This window comes from Pseudomonas sp. FG1 (assembly GCF_034313875.1).
Lineage (GTDB): Bacteria > Pseudomonadota > Gammaproteobacteria > Pseudomonadales > Pseudomonadaceae > Aquipseudomonas > Aquipseudomonas veronii.
In genome coordinates this window covers 2,676,919-2,698,122 of record NZ_JAVIWP010000001.1, presented here as the reverse complement: position 1 = coordinate 2,698,122, position 21,204 = coordinate 2,676,919, and the positions used below count along the sequence as shown (strand labels likewise).

At 60.0% G+C, this 21,204-nt stretch carries 18 protein-coding genes; all 18 read right to left on the bottom strand.

Going from position 1 to position 21,204, the window contains the following annotated elements; genetic code table 11:
* Positions 1 to 94: 94 nt before the first annotated feature.
* A complete protein-coding gene (tilS, locus tag RGV59_RS12370; protein WP_126585667.1) occupies positions 95 to 1,414 on the bottom strand; it encodes a tRNA lysidine(34) synthetase TilS in 1,320 nt (439 codons plus the stop codon).
* A gap of 159 nt (positions 1,415 to 1,573) precedes the next feature.
* Positions 1,574 to 2,521, bottom strand: coding sequence for an acetyl-CoA carboxylase carboxyltransferase subunit alpha (locus RGV59_RS12365; protein WP_017844753.1), 948 nt, complete (start codon positions 2,519 to 2,521; stop codon positions 1,574 to 1,576).
* 138 nt (positions 2,522 to 2,659) lie between these two features.
* Positions 2,660 to 6,181, bottom strand: a complete 3,522-nt coding sequence (gene dnaE, locus RGV59_RS12360; RefSeq protein WP_322246953.1) for a DNA polymerase III subunit alpha — start codon at positions 6,179 to 6,181, stop codon at positions 2,660 to 2,662.
* A 76-nt stretch (positions 6,182 to 6,257) separates the two neighbouring features.
* Positions 6,258 to 6,890 (bottom strand): ribonuclease HII, encoded by a 633-nt coding sequence (rnhB, locus tag RGV59_RS12355; RefSeq protein WP_017844751.1) that lies wholly within the window; start codon positions 6,888 to 6,890, stop codon positions 6,258 to 6,260.
* Entirely contained in the window at positions 6,887 to 8,026 is a 1,140-nt protein-coding gene (gene lpxB / locus RGV59_RS12350; RefSeq protein ID WP_017844750.1) for a lipid-A-disaccharide synthase, read from the bottom strand. Before lpxB ends, rnhB begins: the two co-directional genes overlap by 4 nt.
* Positions 8,027 to 8,028: 2 nt before the next feature.
* A complete protein-coding gene (gene lpxA, locus RGV59_RS12345; RefSeq protein WP_046384462.1) occupies positions 8,029 to 8,805 on the bottom strand; it encodes an acyl-ACP--UDP-N-acetylglucosamine O-acyltransferase in 777 nt (258 codons plus the stop codon).
* Positions 8,802 to 9,242, bottom strand: a complete 441-nt coding sequence (fabZ, locus tag RGV59_RS12340) for a 3-hydroxyacyl-ACP dehydratase FabZ (protein ID WP_003172281.1) — start codon at positions 9,240 to 9,242, stop codon at positions 8,802 to 8,804. Before fabZ ends, lpxA begins: the two co-directional genes overlap by 4 nt.
* 110 nt (positions 9,243 to 9,352) lie before the next feature.
* Positions 9,353 to 10,408, bottom strand: coding sequence for a UDP-3-O-(3-hydroxymyristoyl)glucosamine N-acyltransferase (gene lpxD, locus RGV59_RS12335; RefSeq protein WP_126585666.1), 1,056 nt, complete (start codon positions 10,406 to 10,408; stop codon positions 9,353 to 9,355).
* A 3-nt stretch (positions 10,409 to 10,411) separates the two neighbouring features.
* The gene (locus RGV59_RS12330; RefSeq protein ID WP_003172279.1) at positions 10,412 to 10,915 is read right to left on the bottom strand and encodes an OmpH family outer membrane protein; all 504 of its coding nucleotides are present in this window, start codon (positions 10,913 to 10,915) and stop codon (positions 10,412 to 10,414) included.
* A gap of 44 nt (positions 10,916 to 10,959) precedes the next feature.
* Entirely contained in the window at positions 10,960 to 13,347 is a 2,388-nt protein-coding gene (bamA, locus tag RGV59_RS12325) for an outer membrane protein assembly factor BamA (protein ID WP_017844747.1), read from the bottom strand.
* A gap of 74 nt (positions 13,348 to 13,421) precedes the next feature.
* Positions 13,422 to 14,774 carry a sigma E protease regulator RseP gene (rseP, locus tag RGV59_RS12320; protein ID WP_126585665.1) on the bottom strand — a complete coding sequence of 451 codons (1,353 nt, stop codon included), beginning with the start codon at positions 14,772 to 14,774 and terminating at the stop codon, positions 13,422 to 13,424.
* Between the two features lie 53 nt (positions 14,775 to 14,827).
* Positions 14,828 to 16,018 (bottom strand): 1-deoxy-D-xylulose-5-phosphate reductoisomerase, encoded by a 1,191-nt coding sequence (gene ispC / locus RGV59_RS12315; protein WP_126585664.1) that lies wholly within the window; start codon positions 16,016 to 16,018, stop codon positions 14,828 to 14,830.
* Positions 16,015 to 16,821 (bottom strand): phosphatidate cytidylyltransferase, encoded by an 807-nt coding sequence (locus RGV59_RS12310; protein ID WP_126585663.1) that lies wholly within the window; start codon positions 16,819 to 16,821, stop codon positions 16,015 to 16,017. The genes ispC and RGV59_RS12310 overlap by 4 nt, the downstream gene beginning before the upstream one ends.
* Positions 16,821 to 17,576, bottom strand: coding sequence for a polyprenyl diphosphate synthase (uppS, locus tag RGV59_RS12305; protein ID WP_017844743.1), 756 nt, complete (start codon positions 17,574 to 17,576; stop codon positions 16,821 to 16,823). Before uppS ends, RGV59_RS12310 begins: the two co-directional genes overlap by 1 nt.
* Before the next feature lie 16 nt (positions 17,577 to 17,592).
* Complete coding sequence (gene frr / locus RGV59_RS12300; RefSeq protein WP_017844742.1) at positions 17,593 to 18,150, bottom strand: ribosome recycling factor; 558 nt, start codon at positions 18,148 to 18,150, stop codon at positions 17,593 to 17,595.
* Positions 18,147 to 18,890, bottom strand: coding sequence for a UMP kinase (pyrH, locus tag RGV59_RS12295; protein WP_003172271.1), 744 nt, complete (start codon positions 18,888 to 18,890; stop codon positions 18,147 to 18,149). Before pyrH ends, frr begins: the two co-directional genes overlap by 4 nt.
* Positions 18,891 to 19,099: 209 nt before the next feature.
* Positions 19,100 to 19,963: a translation elongation factor Ts gene (gene tsf, locus RGV59_RS12290; protein ID WP_017844741.1), complete on the bottom strand. Its 864-nt coding sequence runs from the start codon at positions 19,961 to 19,963 to the stop codon at positions 19,100 to 19,102.
* 191 nt (positions 19,964 to 20,154) lie between these two features.
* Positions 20,155 to 20,892, bottom strand: coding sequence for a 30S ribosomal protein S2 (rpsB, locus tag RGV59_RS12285; protein ID WP_017844740.1), 738 nt, complete (start codon positions 20,890 to 20,892; stop codon positions 20,155 to 20,157).
* Positions 20,893 to 21,204: the final 312 nt, after the last annotated feature.

Sequence of the window (21,204 nt, the reverse complement as noted above, 5' to 3'; positions counted from 1 at the left end):
GCAAAGACTGCTTGGTAATCGGCAACTGCTGCGATTCAGGCGAATCCACAGAAGTTGTATCAAGAAGGGAGCGTAGTCTACCGGAAAGGCGCTATCAGCTCAAACCTTGATCGCAGGTCTGTGGCATCCAATGTAATTGCCAGCCGTCATTCGACGTCTTCCAAAGCCCTGCAAGGCTGGGCACAGCCAGCAATTGCTCGCCCCGATACAGCAGCGGCAATCTGCCACGGACAAAACCCGGCAGCCCACTTTCGTTGAGCAGACGCTTCAAATCGCGCCGACCGCGCCCCGGAATGTCGATGATTTCGCCGCCCTGGCGATAGCGAACCTGCAACACGCCCTCGGGAACCCGACCGATCAACCGGAGTTGGCCATTACCCGGTAACTCTAGCGGGTTTTGCGGCTGTGCCCAGCTCACCGATGCGTCGGAAAACTCCGACCAACTGGAGGGCAGCCACCAGATGCGCTCGCCGCAACGGTGCAGATCGCCGTTGGCCAAGCGCCACAGGGGTTGCGCATCGAGCTTGGCGTCACGCAGGGAATGCCAGCCGGCCCAGTGGTCGCTGTCGGGTAAACGCGTGAGCGGGCTCAGCCAATGGCGCAGGGCGTTGCGTTGACGCGCGTCGGAAAGCTCACACAGCGGCGCCAGGACCAAGGACGGCAAGGGCAGCCACGGAAAAGGCGAAGGCTGCTCGGCGGCTTGCAGGTCGATGTGCGCCAACTCGTCCAACAGGCCTTGGGCTTCGCTCAAATGTTCAGCGGCGCGGGCCAGGTTGGCCACGGCCTGGGGCCAGCGCTCGGTCAGCCGCGGGAATACACGATGGCGCAGGTAATTGCGCGAAAAGCGGGGATCGGCGTTGGAAGGGTCTTCGATCCACGTCAACTGGTGCTCCTCGGCGTAGACCTGCAGCTGCGCGCGTGAACTGCGCAGCAACGGCCGCAGCAGATGACCGCCCGCCAGCGCACGCTGCATCGGCATGGCCGCCAACCCTTGCACCCCCGCGCCGCGCAACAGACGAAACAGCAAGGTTTCGGCCTGATCGTCGCGGTGCTGGCCGATGAGCAACACTTCCCCTGCCCCGACCACCTCACTGAATGCCTGATAGCGCGCATCACGGGCCGCGCGCTCCAGGCTTGCGCCAGCCCGCACCTGCACGCGCATCACCTTCAAGGGTACGCCAAGGGCGTCACAGACCGACTGACAATGAGCGGGCCAGGCATCGGCTGCAGCTTGCAGGCCATGGTGGACATGAACAGCGCCGAGCGTAGGAAGCTTCTCGGTTTTGGCGAGATTTGCCAGGAGGTGCAGCAGGACGGTGGAATCAAGCCCGCCGGAAAAAGCGATATGCCAGGCCGGAGCGTTGCGCCAGGGGGCCAGGGTTTGCAGGAGTTTGGCGGAAAGTAATGGTTTCATCAGATGTTACCGCCGCAAACCTGGAATACGTTGGCCAAGCATACACAAAGCAAATGTGGGAGGGGCTTGCTCCCGATAGCGGCAGGTCAGTCACCAGATGCATTGACTGACACTCAGCAATCGGGAGCAAGCCCCTCCCACATTTTTTACGGCTGCGGTTTAGAGACCGTAGCTCATCAGGCGCTCGTAACGCCGGGCCAACAGTGCTTCGGTATCCAGCTTCTTGAGCATCGCCAGTTGCGAACCCAGTTCGGCACGGATGGTCGCGGCAGCGGCGGCCGGGTCGCGGTGGGCGCCGCCCAATGGTTCGGCGATGACTTTATCCACGATCCCCAGGCCCTTGAGGCGATCGGCGGTGATGCCCATCGCTTCGGCAGCGTCCGGCGCTTTCTCGGCGGTTTTCCACAGGATCGAAGCGCAACCTTCCGGCGAGATCACCGCGTAGGTCGAATATTGCAGCATGTTCAATTGGTCGCAGACACCAATGGCCAACGCACCGCCGGAACCACCTTCACCAATCACGGTGGCAATGATCGGGGTTTTCAGGCGGGACATGACGCGCAGGTTCCAGGCGATCGCTTCGCTCTGGTTGCGCTCTTCGGCGTCGATACCCGGGTACGCGCCCGGGGTGTCGATGAACGTCAGGATCGGCATCTTGAAGCGCTCGGCCATTTCCATCAGGCGGCAAGCCTTGCGGTAGCCTTCCGGACGCGGCATGCCGAAGTTACGGCGGACTTTCTCGCGCACTTCACGGCCTTTCTGGTGACCGATCACCATCACCGGCTGGTCGTCCAGGCGAGCGATACCGCCCACGATGGCCGCGTCGTCGGAGAAGTGGCGGTCGCCGTGCAGCTCGTCGAACTCGGTGAAGATGTGCTGAATGTAGTCCAGGGTGTACGGACGGCGCGGATGGCGGGCCAGGCGCGCGATCTGCCAGCTGGTCAACTTGCCGAAGATGTCTTCGGTGAGCGAGCTGCTCTTGTCTTGCAGGCGAGCGATTTCATCGCCGATATTCAGCGAGTTGTCATTGCCGACCAGGCGCAGTTCTTCGATCTTGGCTTGCAGGTCAGCGATCGGCTGTTCGAAATCAAGAAAATTCGGGTTCATAAGCGTCCGTCTTGGGTCGACGGCCAAGGAGTGCCTGGCCAGCCGGTTGTCTATTCGCGCCCTACCTTAAGGGAGAGGCGCGTCTAGGTCGAGATTAAATGTTTGGTCGAGATCAGGCTATTTGCCATCACCTGATCGTCAACGGTATTGGAGGAAGACGTTGTCACGACCGAACTGGTCACGCAATGCTTGAATCAAGCCATCAGCGGGATCAATTCGCCAGGTCTCGCCGAACTGCAGCATGGCCTTGGCGTCGTTACCGGTGTATTCCATGGTCACCGGGCATGCGCCACGGTGGCGTTTGAGCAAGTCCCCCAACCAGCGCAGCTGATCGCCCTTGAGCGCCTCGGTCTTGACCTTCAAGCGCAGGCTTTCGGCCAGGTTGGTGCGCGCGTCTTCCATGCTCATCACGCGCTTGATCCGCAGGCGCAGGCCGCCGGAGAAGTCGTCGTTACTGACCTCCCCCTCCACCACCACCATGGCGTCGGTCTGCAACAGCGACTGCGCCGAATGGAACGCATCGGCAAACAGCGACGCCTCGATCCGGCCGGAGCGGTCGTCGAGGGTGATAAAGCCCATCTTGTCGCCCTTTTTGTTTTTCATCACCCGCAGGGCGATGATCATGCCGGCGACGGTCTGGGTGTCGCGCGCCGGTTTCAGGTCGATGATGCGCTGACGGGCGAAACGACGAATTTCCCCTTCGTATTCGTCAATCGGGTGACCGGTGAGGTACAGGCCCAGGGTGTCTTTCTCACCTTTGAGGCGTTCCTTGAGGGTCAGCTCCTTGGCCTTGCGATGGTTGGCGTAGACATCCGCGTCTTCTTCGACGAACAACCCGCCGAACAGGTCGGCGTGACCGCTGTCGTGGGTGCGGGCGGTCTGTTCGGCGGCCTTGATCGCTTCTTCCATGGCGGTCAGCAGCACCGCGCGATTGCGGTCGATATTCGCCTGGTAGGCCTTCGGCTCATCATGGAAATACGGGCCGAGACGGTCGAGGGCGCCGCTGCGGATCAAGCCATCGAGGGTACGTTTGTTGATGCGCTTGAGGTCGACCCGCGCGCAGAAATCGAACAGATCCTTGAACGGGCCGTTTTGGCGCGCCTCGGTGATCGCTTCCACCGGGCCCTCGCCCACCCCCTTGATCGCCCCCAGGCCATAGATGATGCGGCCTTCGTCGTTCACGGTGAACTTGAACTCCGAGGCGTTCACGTCCGGCGCGTCGAGGCGCAGCTTCATGGTTCGCACTTCCTCGATCAAGGTCACGACCTTGTCGGTGTTGTGCATATCCGCCGAGAGTACCGCGGCCATGAACGGCGCCGGGTAGTGGGCCTTCAGCCAGGCGGTCTGGTACGACACCAGGCCGTAGGCAGCGGAGTGGGATTTGTTGAAGCCATAACCGGCGAATTTTTCCACCAGGTCGAAAATGTTACCGGCAAGGTCGGCGTCGATATTGTTGGTGGCGCAACCCTCGATGAAACCGCCGCGCTGCTTGGCCATTTCCTCGGGCTTTTTCTTACCCATGGCGCGACGCAGCATGTCCGCACCGCCGAGGGTGTAACCGGCCATGACCTGGGCGATCTGCATCACCTGTTCCTGGTACAGGATGATGCCGTAGGTCGGTGCCAGTACCGGCTTGAGGCCTTCGTACTGGTAGTCCGAGTGCGGGTAGGCCAGTTCGGCGCGACCGTGCTTACGGTTGATGAAGTCATCCACCATGCCCGATTGCAGCGGGCCCGGACGGAACAGGGCGACCAGTGCGATCAAGTCTTCCAGGCAGTCGGGCTTGAGCTTTTTGATCAGCTCTTTCATGCCGCGGGATTCCAGCTGGAACACCGCCGTGGTTTCGGCTTTTTGCAGCAGGCTGTAGGTCGGCTTGTCATCCAGCGGGATAAACGCGATGTCCAGCGGTGCTTCGCCGACCTTGGCACGGTCGCGGTTGATCGTCTTGAGCGCCCAGTCGATGATTGTCAGAGTCCGCAGGCCGAGGAAGTCGAACTTCACCAGGCCGGCCGCCTCCACGTCGTCCTTGTCGAACTGGGTCACCAGGCCATCGCCTTCTTCGTCGCAATAGATCGGCGAAAAGTCGGTGAGCTTGGTCGGCGCGATCACCACGCCACCGGCGTGTTTACCGACGTTACGCACCACGCCTTCGAGCTTGCGCGCCATCTCCCAGATTTCGGCGGCTTCTTCGTCGACCTTGATGAAGTCGCGCAGGATTTCTTCCTGCTCGTAGGCCTTTTCCAGGGTCATGCCGACTTCGAACGGGATCATCTTCGACAGGCGATCCGCCAGGCCGTAGGACTTGCCCTGCACCCGGGCCACGTCGCGGATTACCGCCTTGGCCGCCATGGAACCGAACGTGATGATCTGGCTCACGGCGTTGCGGCCATACTTATCGGCCACGTATTCGATCACGCGGTCGCGACCGTCCATGCAGAAGTCGACGTCGAAGTCGGGCATGGAGACCCGTTCCGGGTTAAGGAAGCGTTCGAACAGCAGGTCATATTCCAGCGGGTCGAGGTCGGTGATCTTCTGCACATAGGCAACCAGCGAGCCGGCACCCGAGCCCCGGCCAGGACCGACCGGCACGCCGTTACTCTTGGCCCACTGGATAAAGTCCATCACGATCAGGAAGTAACCGGGGAACCCCATCTGGATGATGATATCCAGCTCGAAATTCAGCCGGTCGACGTAGACCTGGCGCTTGGCTTCGTAATCTTCGGTGGTGTCCTTGGGCAGCAGGACCGAGAGGCGTTCCTCCAGGCCATCGAACGACACCTTGCGGAAATACTCATCGATGGTCATGCCTTCGGGAATCGGGAAGTTGGGCAGGAAGTGCTTGCCCAGCTTCACTTCGATATTGCAGCGCTTGGCGATCTCGACGGAGTTTTCCAGGGCCTCGGGCAGGTCGCTGAACAGCTCGGCCATTTCCTCGGCGCTTTTGAGGTATTGCTCTTCGCTGTAGTTTTTCGAGCGGCGCGGGTCATCCAGGGCCCGGCCTTCGCCGATGCACACGCGGGTTTCGTGGGCTTCGAAATCTTCTTTCTTGATGAAGCGCACATCGTTGGTCGCCACCAGCGGCGCGCCCAGCTTGTCGGCCAGGGCCACGGCGGCGTGCAGATGTTCTTCATCGTTGGGGCGGTTGGTGCGCTGGACTTCCAGGTAGAAGCGGTCAGGGAACACGGCCATCCACTCGCGGGCCAGCACTTCGGCTTCCTGCGGGTTGCCGCCCAGCAGCGCGATCCCGATTTCGCCCTCTTTGGCCGCCGAGAGCATGATCACGCCCTCGCTGGCCTCGGCCACCCACTCACGCTCGATGATCACCGCGCCGTTGCGCTGGCCGTCGATGAAGCCACGGGAAATCAGTTCGGTGAGGTTGCGATAACCGACGCCGTTCATCGCCAACAGGCTGATGCGGCTCAGAGGGTTATCCGGGTCTTTGTTCGACAGCCACAGGTCGGCGCCGCAGATCGGCTTGATGCCGGAGCCCATGGCGTTCTTGTAGAACTTGACCAGGGAACACATGTTGTTCTGATCGGTGACCGCGACGGCAGGCATGTTCATGCCCACCAGGGTTTTGACCAGCGGTTTGATCCGTACCAGGCCGTCGACCAGGGAGTATTCAGTGTGCAGGCGTAGGTGAACGAATGAAGCCGGCATAGTGATCCTGTCTTAAACGTAGAAACAACAAGGCCCGGGATTGTACCGGGCCTGGGCAAAAACATCAGCCTCGCGACTAAACCTCGCTGAGGCTCTCGCGCTGTTCGTAAGCCAGGCGCACCGGGGCGAACGAGCGGCGGTGGATCGGCGTCGGGCCGAGACGGGCCAGTGCTTCCAGATGAACGGGCGTCGGGTAGCCTTTATGGCCCGCGATGCCGTAGCCGGGGTAGATCAATTCGAACGCAGCCATTTCACGGTCACGGCTGACCTTGGCCAGAATCGAGGCGGCCGCGATGGCAGGCACCTTGCTATCACCCTTGACCACCGCTTCAGCCGGCATCGCCAGTTTCGGGCAGCGATTGCCATCGATCATCGCCAGTTTCGGGGTGATATGCAGGCCCTCGACGGCGCGCTGCATGGCAAGCATGGTGGCGTGGAGGATATTCAACTCGTCGATTTCTTCGACTTCGGCCCGGGCGATATGCCAGCTCAGGGCTTTTTCACAGATCTCGTCGAAGAGTTTTTCCCGACGCGCTTCGGTGAGTTTCTTCGAGTCGTTGAGGCCGAGGATTGGCCGGTTCGGGTCAAGAATCACCGCCGCCGTCACCACGGCACCACAGAGCGGGCCGCGCCCGACTTCATCCACGCCGGCCACCAGTTCGTGGGCTTGCGCGACCAGGCTGAAATCCAGCCCCATTTGCGTCGTCATAGGGCTTCCTGTTTATGGCCGATCAAGGTCAACACGGCATCCGCCGCCTGGTTTGACGCATCGCGCCGCAGGGTGCGGTGGATCTCGTCAAAGCCGCGGGTCTGCTCTTCGCCGCCGTCGATCAAGGGGAGTAGCGTCTGCGCCAGGGCTGCGGGCGTTGCATCGTCCTGCAACAATTCCGGCACCAACAGGCGCTGGGCCAGCAGATTGGGCAAGGAGATGTAGGGGCTTTTAACCATGCGCTTGAGAATCCAGAAGGTCAGCGGCGCCAGGCGGTAAGCCACGACCATCGGACGCTTGTACAGCAACGCCTCCAGGGTCGCGGTACCCGAGGCGATCAGCACCGCGTCGCACGCCGCCAGGGCCAGGTGCGACTGACCATCGAGCAGGGTCAACGGCAGGTTGCGCCCTTGCAGCAAGGTTTCGATCTGTGCGCGACGTTGCGGGCTCGCACACGGCAGCACAAAGCGCACGCCAGGCTTCATGATCAGCAGGCGCTCGGCGGCATCAAAAAACAGCGCGCCCAGGCGGCCCACTTCGCCACCCCGACTGCCCGGCATCAGCGCGACCAGCGGGCCGTCCGGCAAGCCCAGTTCGGCACGCGCCGCAGCACGATCGGCGTGCAGCGGGATGGTGTCGGCCAGCGTGTGCCCGACAAACCGCACCGGCACGCCCTTCTCTTCGTAGAAACGGGCTTCGAACGGCAGCAAGGTCAGCATCAAATCACAGCCTTCGCGGATCTTCAGCACGCGCTTCTGCCGCCACGCCCACACGGACGGGCTGACGTAATGCACGGTCTTGATCCCGGCCTGACGCAACTTGAGCTCGATATTGAGGGTGAAATCCGGCGCGTCGATTCCGATGAACACGTCAGGTTTTTCTTGGATCAGGGTCTGAATCAGCAGCTTGCGCCGTGCCAGCAGCTCACGCAGACGGCCCAGCACTTCCACCAACCCCATGACCGACAAGCGTTCCATGGGGAAGTAGGAGGTGAGGCCCTCGGCCTGCATCAACGGGCCGCCCACGCCAATGAACTCGACCGCCGGATGCTGGGCCTTGAGCGCCCGCATCAGCCCCGCGCCCAGGATATCGCCGGAAGCTTCCCCGGCGACCAATGCGATACGCAGATTGGCCATGATCAGCGCGTGATGCCGCGGGTCGACGCCTGGATCGAGTCACGGAACACCGCGACTTCCGGGAACAACATTGCCGGCTCGGTCAGTTCGGCCAATGCCTGCTCAACCGTCAGGCCCTGGCGGTAAACCACCTTGTAGGCGCGACGCAGGGCGTGGATCGCATCGTCGCTGAAACCACGACGGCGCATGCCTTCGAAGTTCATGCTGCGGGCTTCGGCAGGGTTGCCGAACACCGTGACGAACGCCGGGACATCCTTGCCGATAGCCGTGCCCATGCCGGAAAAACTATGGGCGCCGATGTGGCAGTACTGATGCACCAGGGTGAAACCGGACAGGATCGCCCAATCGTCAACGTGTACATGGCCTGCCAACGCGGTGTTGTTGACCAGGATGCAGTGGTTGCCGATCACGCTGTCGTGGCCGATATGCGCGTAAGCCATGACCAGGTTGTGATCACCCAACGTGGTCTCGGCACGGTCCTGCACGGTGCCACGGTGAATGGTCACGCCTTCACGAATGATGTTGTGATCACCGATTACCAGGCGTGTTTCTTCCCCCTTGTACTTCATGTCGGGGGTGTCTTCGCCTATCGAGGAAAACTGATAGATGCGATTGTGCCTGCCAATGCGGGTCGGTCCCTTGAGGATCACGTGCGGCCCGATGACAGTCCCCTCGCCGATTTCCACACCTGCGCCGACGATCGACCAAGGGCCGACCTCAACGTCGGCGGCCAGTACGGCCGACGGATCGATGATTGCGCGAGGGTCAATCAAACTCATAGTTTGCGTTCCGCGCAGATGATTTCGGCGGAGCACACCGGCTTGCCATCCACCGAGGCCTGGCATTCGAACTTCCAGATCTGGCGCTTGCAGCTGATGAACTTGGCTTCCAGGATCAACTGGTCACCCGGGGTGACCGGGTTGCGGAAACGCAACTTGTCGGAGCCCACGAAATAATAAAGCGTGCCGTCGGCAGGCTTGAGGTCGAGCATTTTGAAACCAAGGATACCGGCAGCCTGGGCCATTGCTTCGATGATCAACACGCCCGGCATGATCGGATGCGCGGGAAAGTGACCATTGAAGAACGGTTCGTTGATGCTGACATTCTTGTAGGCACGAATGCGCTTTTCCTCAACATTGAGGTCCACTACACGGTCCACCAGCAGGAACGGGTAACGGTGAGGCAGGTATTCGCGAATCTCGTTGATGTCCATCATTTCGGGGGGAAGCCTGTAATAAAGATTGGGGGCGGGCGACTAAACGCACGCCCCGCTAGCAAATCAAGGAGGCAGTCTAGCGGCTGTGCACACTTGATATGGAAATGGTATCAGCCTTCTGATGAAGCATTACCGCCAGGGGTCACGTCCCCAACACGCTTTTCCAGCTGTTTGAGACGTCGAGCCATGTCGTCGATGTGCCTCAAACGCGCTGCACTCTTGCGCCATTCAGCCGCAGGCTGCATGGCGGTACCGGACGAATAGGCACCGGGCTCGGTAATCGAGTGGGTGACCATGGTCATGCCGGTGATGAAGACGTTGTCGCAAATATCGATGTGCCCAACCAGCCCTACGCCACCGGCGAGCATGCAATGCTTGCCGATCCTGGTGCTGCCGGATATGCCTACGCAGGCCGCCATGGCGGTGTGATCGCCAATCTGTACGTTGTGGGCAATCTGGATCTGGTTATCGAGCTTCACGCCATTACCGATCACGGTATCGGCCAAAGCCCCGCGATCAACAGCGGTATTGACGCCGATTTCCACATCGTCGCCGATCAATACGCCGCCGACCTGGGCAATCTTGTGCCAAACGCCTTTCGAATTGGCAAAACCGAAGCCTTCGCCACCGATCACCGCGCCCGACTGAATGACCACCCGCTGCCCGATACGCACATCGTGGTACAGGGTCACGCGGGGCGCCAGCCAGCCATCGGCACCGATTTCACAGCGTTCGCCGATAAAGCACTGAGCGCCCACGGTGACACCGGCGCCAATGCGCGCGCCACTTTCGATCACGGCAAAGGCGCCAATGCTCGCCGCAGGATCAACCTGGGCATCATCGGCGATCACCGCCGTCGGGTGGATCCCTCCAGCCGCCTTGGGTTTCGGATCGAACAGGTGGGATACCCGCGCATAAGCGAGGTACGGATCAGGCACCACCAGCGCATCCCCGGCGTAACCCTCGGCGTCAGCAGCCTTCAGCAGCAGGGCTGCGGCTTGGCTATCGGCCAGGTATTTACGGTATTGGGGATTTGCGAGGAAGCTCAACTGAGATGGGCCAGCCTCCTGCAAGGTGGCTAGCCCAGTGATTTCTTTCTCCGGGGAACCACGCAAGGTGGCTCCCAGGAACTCGGCCAACTCGCCGAGCTTGATAGTCGCGGTCATGGCTTACTTCAGCTGGTTCATGCGCTCGATCACCTGGCGGGTGATGTCGTATTGAGGCTTGACGTCAATCACGGCGCCGCGCTCGAACACCAGGTCAAAGGCACCTTTCTTGATGACTTCTTCCACAGCGCTGTCGAGTTTCGGCTTGAGCTGCTTGAGCATTTCGCGGTCGGCAACAGCCTTGGCTTCGTTCAGCTCCTTGGACTGGAACTGGTAGTCACGGGCCTTTTGCTTGAATTCAAGCTCCAGGCGCTCGCGCTCGCCTTGCTGCATCTTGTCGCCACCGGCTACCAGACGATCCTGGATGCCCTTGGCACTGCTTTCCAACGTTTTGAGCTTGGTCAGTTGCGGACCAAACTTCTTCTCGGCATCCACCGCGTACTTCTTGGCCGCGTCGGATTCCAGCAGGGCCATCTGATAGTTCAGGACGGCGATTTTCATCTCGGCGAAGGCCGGGGTGGTTACCAGCACAGTGGCCAGCAGAACCAATTGAGTCAACTTACGCACGATGTACTCCTACAGATCCGTTGTCGTTATCTTGGGTCAGACGCTTAGAACGTCTGGCCGAGGGAGAATTGGAAAATCTGGGTTTCAGCGTTATCCGGTTTCTTGACTGGCATAGCCAGAGCAAAGCTCAACGGACCAAGCGCAGTCACCCACGTCACGCCAACACCTACGGAGCTCGCCAGGTTGCTGAGGCTTACTTCGTTACACTGGGTATTGGACTTCACGCCAGTCGGGTTAGTGACCTGATCGCACTTGGAGTCGAATACGTTACCCACATCCCAGAAAACCGAAGTACGCAGGGACCGCTGATCTTTCACGAACGGCAGTGGGAACAGGATCTCGGCACCACCCTGGATCAGCACGTTACCACCGAATGGCAGTGCGCTAGTGTCCGTATCCGCCACGGTACCGGTGTTACCGGTCACGCCAGCGCCACGGCTAGGGGTACCACGAGGACCCAAGGTGCTGTCCTTGAAGCCGCGAACCGAGTTGAAACCACCTGCATAGTAGTTCTCATAGAACGGCAAGCCGTTGGTCGAACCATAACCGTCGCCATAGCCCAGCTCAGTGTGCAGGCGCATGGTGTAGTTGTCGCTCAAAGGCTGGAACAGCTGGCCACGGTAGTCGAGCTTGAAGAACGACAGGTCGCTGCCCGGCGTGGTGGCTTCCAGGGTCACGCTCTGGGAGTGACCGCGGGTGGCCAGTACGCCTTTGTTCAGGGTCGACTCGGACCAGCCGGCAGACGCCTTGAAGTTCAGGAACTTGTCGCCTTCGCGACGGGTGAAGTCGAAGATCTCATCCACGGTGTACACACCGGTCTTGATCTCATCCTGCTGCGCGGTCAGGCCGAAGGTCAGACGCGAGGTCTCACTGATCGGGTAACCGATGTTGACGCCGGCACCCAGGCTGTCGATCGCATAGCTGGCAACGTTAACGTCGAGGTCTTTGTAGTCGGTGGTGCGATAGAAGGCGTTGTAGCCCAGGCTCACACCGTCAGCGGTCCAGTAGGGGTCGACATAACCGAAGTTATAGCGGCTCTGGTATTCGCTGCGGGTCAGGCCGATGGAAACCTTGTTACCGGTACCGAGGAAGTTGTTCTGGGTGATCGAACCACCGAGGATCAGGCCGGCACTCTGTGCGAAACCGACGCTGGCGGTGATCGAGCCCGAGGCTTGTTCTTCAACGGCGTAGTTCACGTCAACCTGGTCGTCCACACCCGGTACGGCCGGGGTTTCGACGTTGACTTCCTTGAAGAAGCCCAGACGTTCAAGACGGGTCTTGGACTGGTCGATCAGGTAGGTCGACGCCCAGCCACCTTCCATCTGACGCATTTCACGACGCAGCACTTCGTCCGCAGACTTGGTGTTGCCACGGAAGTTGATGCGGTTCACGTAGGCACGCTTGCCCGGGTCGACCACGAAGGTGATGTCCACGGTGTGGTCGTCATCGTGCGGGGTCGGCACGCCGTTGACGTTGGCGAAGGTATAACCTTCGTTACCCAGGCGACGGGTGATCAGTTCGGACGTGGTGGTCATCAGCTTGCGCGAGAACACCTGGTCTTTCTGCACCAGCAACAGGGCCTTGACCTGGTCTTCAGGCACTTTCAAGTCGCCGCTGAGCTTGACGTCGCGGACCTTGTACTTCTCACCCTCGTTGACGTTGACGGTGATGTACACGTGCTTCTTGTCAGGGGTGATGGACACCTGGGTCGAAGCGATATCCATGTTGATATAGCCACGGTCCAGGTAGTAGGAACGCAAGCGCTCCAGGTCACCGGAGAGTTTTTCACGGGCGTACTTGTCGTCGTTCTTGAAGAACGACAGCCAGTTGGTGGTCTTGAGCTCGAACAGGCCGATCAGGTCTTCATCAGGGAACTTCGTGTTGCCCACCACGTTGATGTGCTGAATGGCCGCCACGGTGCCTTCGTTGATGTTGACCTTGAGGCCGACACGGTTACGAGGCTGCGGGACCACTTCCGTTTCCACGGTCGCGGAGTAGCGGCCCTGGGCAACATACTGGCGTTGCAGCTCGTTACGCACACCCTCGAGGGTGGCGCGCTGGAAGATCTCGCCCTCGGCCAGGCCGGATTGCTTGAGGCCCTTCATCAGGTCTTCAGTGGAGATCGCCTTGTTACCCTCGATCTCGATACTGGCGACGGAAGGTCGCTCGACGACGGTGATGACCAGGACGTTACCTTCGCGACCCAGTTGGATATCTTGAAAGAACCCGGTTTTGAACAGCGCACGAGTGGATTCCACCAGGCGACGGTCATCAGCCTGTTCCCCGACGTTCAACGGCAAGGCACCAAAGACGCTACCCGCGGAAACCCGCTGGAGGCCGTTGACGCGAATATCGGAGATAGTGAAGGACTCGGCGTGAACTTCGGCGATCATCAATACGGTGAGAACCGCAGTTAGCAGCAGACGTTTCATGAAGTCCTTTCTTATTCCAACTGGCAATAAACAAACTGCCGCAAAATGCGGCAGATTCGCAATTCAGCGAAGCGTTACAGTCGTCCCAGATCGTTGACCAAGGCTAACAACATCACCCCGACCACCAAACTGATACCGATCTGTATCCCCCAACCCTGCACCCGATCCGACAAGGGGCGACCACGCACCCACTCGACCAGATAAAACAACAGATGCCCCCCATCCAATACTGGAATGGGCAACAAATTCAGAACCCCAAGGCTAATACTCAGATAAGCCAGGAAATTCAGGAAATCCGCGACACCCGACTGGGCAGAAGCGCCCGCCACTTTAGCAATGGTTATCGGCCCACTCAAGTTTTTTACCGAGAGCTCGCCGAACAACATTTTCTTGAGCGATTCGAGAGTCAGCACGCTCATGGTCCAAGTGCGTTTCGCACCCTCGCCAATTGCCGCCAACGGCCCGAAACTGACCTCGCGCATCATCGACGGCGGCCAGTCCGGGCTTTTCACGCCGGCACCGAGGTAACCCCCGGCCGCCTTGGCTTCCCCGCGAACCGCCAGGGTCACGGGGACGTCGATTTGAGCACCATCGCGCTCAACTTTCAGCACAATTTTGGTATCAGGCCGTACACGCACCAGGTCGACCACTTGCTGCCAGTCGCCCAGCGCCTGGCCATCAAGGGCCAGCAGGCGGTCGCCGGTTTTCAGACCTGCGGCCTGGGCCGGGCCTTTCGGGTCGAGCTCGGCGAGCACCGGCGGCAAGGCCGGGCGCCATGGGCGAATACCCAGGGACTTGATCGGGTCCGGCTCATCGGCCCCCTTGAGCCAATGGTCGAGGGCCAGTTCACGCGGGGTCTCGGCGGAAGAATCCTGCTCGCGCACCACCACCTTGACGGTGCCGCTTTCGCCCAGGCGACGTACCAACTGCAAATTGACCGCGCCCCAACCGGTAGTTGGTTCGCCATCAATGGAAACAATTTCCTGCCCGGCGACCAATCCCGCCTTCGCCGCCATGCTGTCCGCTTCAACCGCGCCGATCACCGGACGTATCTGTTCGCTGCCGAGCATGGCCAGGAACCAGAAGAACACCATGGCCAACAGGAAATTGGCGATCGGGCCGGCGGCGACGATAGCGATGCGCTGACGAACGGTCTTGCGATTGAAGGACTGATCCAGTTGATCCGCCGGCACTTCGCCTTCGCGCTCATCGAGCATCTTGACGTAGCCGCCCAAGGGGATGGCCGCGATCACGAACTCGGTGCCACGGCGGTCGTGCCAACGCAGCAACGGCATGCCGAAACCAACGGAAAAGCGCAGTACCTTGACGCCGCAACGACGCGCCACCCAGAAGTGGCCGAATTCGTGGAAGGTAACCAGCACACCCAGAGCAACCAGGGTGCCGACAATCATGTAAAGCGCACTCATCTAATTTCTCCGCATTCCAATCCAGTGCCTGAAGACGCAAACACGCCCAAAGACTAACGCGCGTTGCGGTTCAACCATTGTTCGGCCAGGGCACGGGCCTTGGCATCCGCCTCGAACACTGCCCCCAGATCATTCACAGCCACCACGGGCTCAAGACTCAGAACATCCTCGATGATACTCGCGATCTGCGGAAAGCGGATGCGCTGTTCGAGAAACGCCGCCACCGCCACCTCGTTAGCCGCATTGAGCATCGCCGGCGCGCTGTTGCCCGCCTCCGCGGCTTGCCGCGCCAGGCGCAGGCATGGAAAGCGCTGCTCGTCCGGCGCCTCGAAGTCCAGGCGTGCAATCGCGAACAGGTCCAACGGTGCAACACCGGAATCGATCCGCTCAGGCCAGGCCAGGGCATTGGCGATCGGCGTTCGCATGTCGGGGTTACCCAACTGCGCCAGCACCGAGCCATCCACATAGTCGACCAGGGAATGGATCACACTTTGCGGATGAATCACCACCTCGACCTGATCGGGCCGCGCATCGAACAACCAGCAGGCCTCGATCAACTCCAGGCCCTTGTTCATCATGCTGGCCGAATCCACGGAGATCTTGCGCCCCATGGACCAGTTCGGATGGGCGCACGCCTGATCCGGAGACACATGCTCCAGGTCCGCCAGCGGAGTTTTGCGAAAAGGCCCACCGGATGCTGTCAGCAAAATCCGGCGTACACCGACCTGGCTCAGGCCGCGGGCAAAATCGCCAGGCATGCACTGGAAAATCGCGTTGTGCTCACTGTCGAGCGGCAGCAATACCGCCCCGCTCTTGCGCACCGCCTGCATAAAGAGCGTGCCGGACATGACCAGCGCTTCTTTATTAGCCAGCAGGATCTTCTTGCCCGCATCGACGGCGGCCAGGGTCGGGCGCAAGCCAGCGGCGCCGACGATGGCCGCCACCACGGCATCCACCTCGGCATCGGCCGACACCTGGCACAACCCTTCCTCGCCCACCAGCACCTGAGTGGCCAGGCCGGCGGCGCGCAGGTCATCCTGCAATCCTCGCGCGGCAGTGACCCCAGGCACGACGGCAAAACGTGGCGCATGGCGCACGCACAACGCCAGCAGCTCAGTCAGGCGAGAGAAGCCGGTCAATGCGAAAACTTGATAGCGTTCCGGGTGGCGCGCGATCACATCCAGGGCGCTCAACCCTACCGAGCCGGTCGCACCCAGCACGGTGACCTGTTGCAGGCGGCTCACGACGCAGCCATCCACAACAGCACGGCAAAGATCGGGATCGCAGCGGTCAGACTGTCGATACGGTCCAGCACGCCGCCATGGCCCGGCAACAGATTACTGCTGTCCTTGATCCCGGCCTGGCGCTTGAACATGCTCTCGGTGAGGTCGCCCACGACCGAGATCAATACGACGATGGCCGCGCCCAGCAAGGCCAGGCACAGCTCTTTCACCGACCAGCCACGCACAACACCGACCACGAGCGTGATCACCAAGGTCAAGGCCAGGCCGCCGTACACGCCCTCCCAGCTCTTGCCCGGGCTGACCGCCGGCGCCAGCTTGCGCTTGCCGAAGGCCCGACCGGAGAAGTAGGCACCGATATCGGCACCCCAGACCAACACCATCACCGCCAGGATCAACTCATTGCCGATCGGAAAACGCTTGATCTCCACCAGCCCTTGCCACGCTGGCAGCAGAATCAACAAGCCGATCACCAGCTTGCAGGCAACGCTGGACCACTGGCTGCTGGTGCGCGGATAAGTCAACACCAGGAAGGTCGCCAACGCCCACCACAGCACCGCCGCACCCAACACCCAAGGAGCGAGATCGGGGAGGATGTACATCAGGAACAGCAACAGCGCCACGATGACGGCATACACCACCCGCGGCAACTGCGCACTGAAGCCGGCCAGACGCGCCCATTCCCAGGCACCGAGCGTCACGACCAGGCCGATGAACAGCGCAAAGCCGGATCCGTCGAGCAGAAAAAAGCCACACAAGGCAATCGGCAGCAGGATCAGTGCAGTGATGATTCGTTGTTTAAGCATTAAACCCGGGCTCCAGCTTCGATCTGCTCGCTCGTTTTACCGAAGCGACGCTGACGGGAAGCGAAATCGGCCAGCGCTTTACGCATGGCATCGTGTTTGAAGTCCGGCCAGAACAGGTCGGAGAAATACAGCTCGGTATAGGCCAACTGCCACAACAGGAAATTACTGATGCGGTGCTCGCCACCGGTACGGATGCACAAGTCCGGCAGCGGCAGGTCGCCGGTAACCAGGCAGGTCTGCAACAGTTCGGGCGTGATCTCGTCCGGCTGCAGGTGGCCGGCCTGCACTTCGCGGGCAAGCCGTTGCGCAGCCTGGGCGATGTCCCACTGACCACCGTAGTTGGCGGCAATCTGCAGCACAAAACGGTTACTGCCGGCGGTAATGGCTTCAGCCTCACGCATGGCTGCTTGCAGCTCCGGGTGGAACCGCGAGCGATCACCAATGATGCGCAGCGTGATGTTGTTGTCGTTGAGGCGCTTGGCCTCACGACGCAGGGCCCTGAAGAACAGATCCATCAAGGCACTGACTTCCTCGGCCGGGCGCTGCCAGTTTTCACTGGAAAACGCGAACAAGGTCAACACTTCGACCTTGGCCTCGGCGCACACCTCGATCACTGCCCGTACCGCATCGACACCCGCTTTGTGCCCGGCGACGCCAGGCAGGAAGCGTTTTTTCGCCCAGCGATTATTCCCATCCATGATGATCGCGACATGGCGCGGCACCACGGAGGGCACAGTCTGCTTGGTCTTTTCCATGAAAGCGCCCTGACCCTTATACGGCCATCAAGTCCGCTTCTTTTTGCTTGGTGGCCGCATCGATATCAGCTTCGGCCTTGTCGGTCAGCTTCTGGATATCAGCCGCCGCACGGCGCTCTTCGTCTTCGCTGATTTCCTTGTCCTTGACCAGCTTCTTCAGCTCGCCCAGGGCATCGCGACGGATGTTGCGCACGGCAACACGTGCATCTTCTGCTGCGCTGCGCGCCTGCTTGGTGAAGCCCTTGCGGGTTTCTTCAGTCAGGGCTGGCATGGAAATCAGCAGCAACTCGCCCAGGTTGGTCGGGTTGAGGTTCAGGCCGGCGCTCTGGATCGCCTTGTCGACCGCCGCGAGCATGTTGCGCTCGAAGGCGACGACTTGCAGGGTGCGCGAGTCTTTTACGGTGATATTGGCCACTTGGGTGATGGAGGTGTCGGTACCGTAGTACGGCACCATCACGCTACCCAGAATGCTGGGGTGCGCCTTGCCTGTACGAATCTGGCCGAATGCATGGGCCAGAGACTCCAGGGATTTGTGCATACGCGCTTGGGCGTCTTTCTTGATTTCGTTGATCATTGTTGGCCTTCCTCGATCAGAGTGCCTTCCGCGCCGCCGTGTACGATGTTCAGCAGGGCGCCGGGCTTGTTCATGTTAAATACGCGCAGCGGCATCTTGTGGTCGCGGCACAGGCAAATTGCCGTCAGGTCCATCACGCCCAGCTTGCGATCCAGCACTTCATCGTAGGTCAGATGATCGAACTTCTCGGCATGCGGGTCTTTGAATGGATCTGCAGTGTATACGCCGTCGACTTTGGTCGCTTTCAACACGACGTCAGCATCGATTTCAATCGCACGCAGGCATGCGGCCGAGTCGGTGGTGAAGAACGGGTTGCCGGTACCGGCGGCGAAGATGACCACTTCCTTGGCGTTCAGGTGGCGCATGGCTTTGCGACGGTCATAGTGATCGGTCACGCCTACCATGGAAATAGCCGACATCACGATCGCCGAGATGTTGGCGCGCTCCAGGGCATCGCGCATGGCCAGGGCGTTCATCACAGTGGCCAGCATGCCCATGTGGTCACCGGTGACCCGGTCCATGCCCGCCGCACTCAGTGCGGCACCGCGGAACAGGTTGCCACCGCCAATCACCAGGCCGACCTGCACGCCGATGCCGACCAATTGGCCAACTTCCAGCGCCATGCGGTCGAGTACCTTGGGATCGATCCCGAACTCTTCCGAGCCCATCAGGGCCTCGCCGCTGAGCTTGAGTAGAATGCGTTTATAGCGAGCCTGATAACCACTGCCCTGCTGAGCCATTGCGAATCTCTCCTGCGGCGTATTTTAAAAAATTCTTGGCGAGCCGTTTACGGCTTGCGTTCACTCTAGCTGGACGCTATCACAGCGCCATCGGAACACGGCTTTGTAAGCCAGTTCCGAAGGGAAGCCAAATAAATTAGCCTTCCCATTTGAAAAGAGGCTGCGCGCGTGAGCGGGCAGCCTCTTTCGGGCGACAGTTGAAAACCGTCTTATTGCTTGGCGGCAGCCAGCTGGGCAGCAACTTCTTCAGCGAAGTTGTCGACCGGCTTCTCGATGCCTTCGCCTACTTTGTAGTAAGTGAAGGAAACGATTTCAGCACCGGCTTTCTTGGCCAGTTCGCCAACCTTGACTTCAGGGTTCTTGACGAACGCCTGCTCAACCAGGCTCGCTTCAGCCAGGAACTTGCTGATACGGCCTTTGATCATGTTTTCAACGATGTTTTCTGGCTTGCCCGCGATCTTGTCAGCGTTGAGGCTCAGGAACACGGCTTTTTCGCGTTCGATGGCTTCAGCGGACACTTCCGATGGCAGCAGGAATTCAGGGTTGCTGGCCGCTACGTGCATAGCGATGTCTTTGGCCAGCTCAACGCTGCCGCCTTTAAGGGCAACCACAACGCCGATCTTGTTGCCGTGCAGGTAACCACCGACAACATCACCTTCAACGCGAGCCAGGCGACGGATGTTGACGTTTTCGCCAACCTTGCCGACCAGTACCAGGCGATCAGCTTCTTGAGCGGCGATCAGCGGAGCGGCGTCAGTCAGCTTGTCAGCGAACGCTTTCTCAATGCTGGCAGCAACAAATGCCTTGAAGTCGTCCTGCAGAGCCAGGAAGTCGGTCTGCGAGTTCACTTCCAGCAGAACTGCGGATTTACCGTCTTCTTTCAGCGCGATGGCGCCTTCAGCAGCAACGTTGCCTGCTTTCTTGGCAGCCTTGATGGCGCCCGAAGCACGCATGTCATCAATGGCTTTTTCGATGTCGCCGCCAGCCTTGGTCAAGGCCTTTTTGCAATCCATCATGCCTTCGCCGGTACGCTCACGCAGTTCTTTAACCAACGCCGCAGTAATCTCTGCCATTTCAAAATCCTCTTGGATAGGTTTTCAACCATTCCACCCGATCAAACGGGCGATCAATTCTTCCCGAATCACCCTTGTAGGCCGCTGCACGTTACAGATGTTGTAGCTGCGCTGCCGACAAATGGTTTTCGAGGGGGCAAAAAGGGGGCCAAGCCCCCTTTTTGCTTACTGAGTCAACGCCAGGGCGTCAATTACTCAGCTGCGGCTACCGGAGCTTCTTCAGCGAACTGCTCGGTACCACCAGCAACGTGGTTGCGACCGCGGATGACAGCGTCAGCCATCGAACCCATGTACAGCTGGATAGCGCGGATGGCGTCATCGTTGCCTGGGATGATGTAGTCAACGCCTTCTGGGCTGCTGTTGGTATCGACTACGCCGATAACAGGGATGCCCAGCTTGTTGGCTTCGGTGATCGCAATGCGCTCGTGATCAACGTCGATAACGAACAGTGCGTCAGGCAGACCGCCCATGTCCTTGATACCACCCAGGGAACGATCGAGCTTTTCCAGGTCGCGAGTACGCATCAGCGCCTCTTTCTTGGTCAGCTTGGCGAAAGTACCGTCTTCGGCTTGCACTTCAAGGTCACGCAGACGCTTGATGGAAGCACGGATGGTTTTGAAGTTGGTGAGCATGCCGCCCAACCAGCGGTGATCGACGTACGGCGAACCGCAACGTGCTGCTTCTTCAGCAACGATCTTGCCAGCGGAACGCTTGGTGCCGACGAACAGAATCTTGTTTTTGCCCTGGGCCAGACGCTCTACGAAAGTCAGAGCTTCGTTGAACATTGGCAGGGTTTTTTCAAGGTTGATGATGTGGATCTTGTTACGCGCGCCGAAAATGTATTTACCCATTTTCGGGTTCCAGTAACGGGTCTGGTGACCGAAGTGCACACCGGCCTTCAGCATATCGCGCATGTTGACTTGGGACATGATAGTTCCTTAATAAGTCGGGTTTGGCCTCCACGTATCCCAATGACCAACCAGCGGCATCAAGGCCTCCGGCACCCAGGTCATCGTGTCGACACGTGTGTGGATTTAAGCTTCGCGGGGTATCCCCGGAAAGCGGCGCATTTTATACCACACGAAGGGAAAAAACGAAACCCGCAATCACATTTGCCGCCAACGACTTTTGCGCAACCCTTTGAATCGCGCCACTATAGCCCCACCTTATAGAGATAACCGATGGCCAGACGCTCATGGTTTGCCGCCCGCGTCTGGTAGAATCGCGTTTTTCAGGGCTTG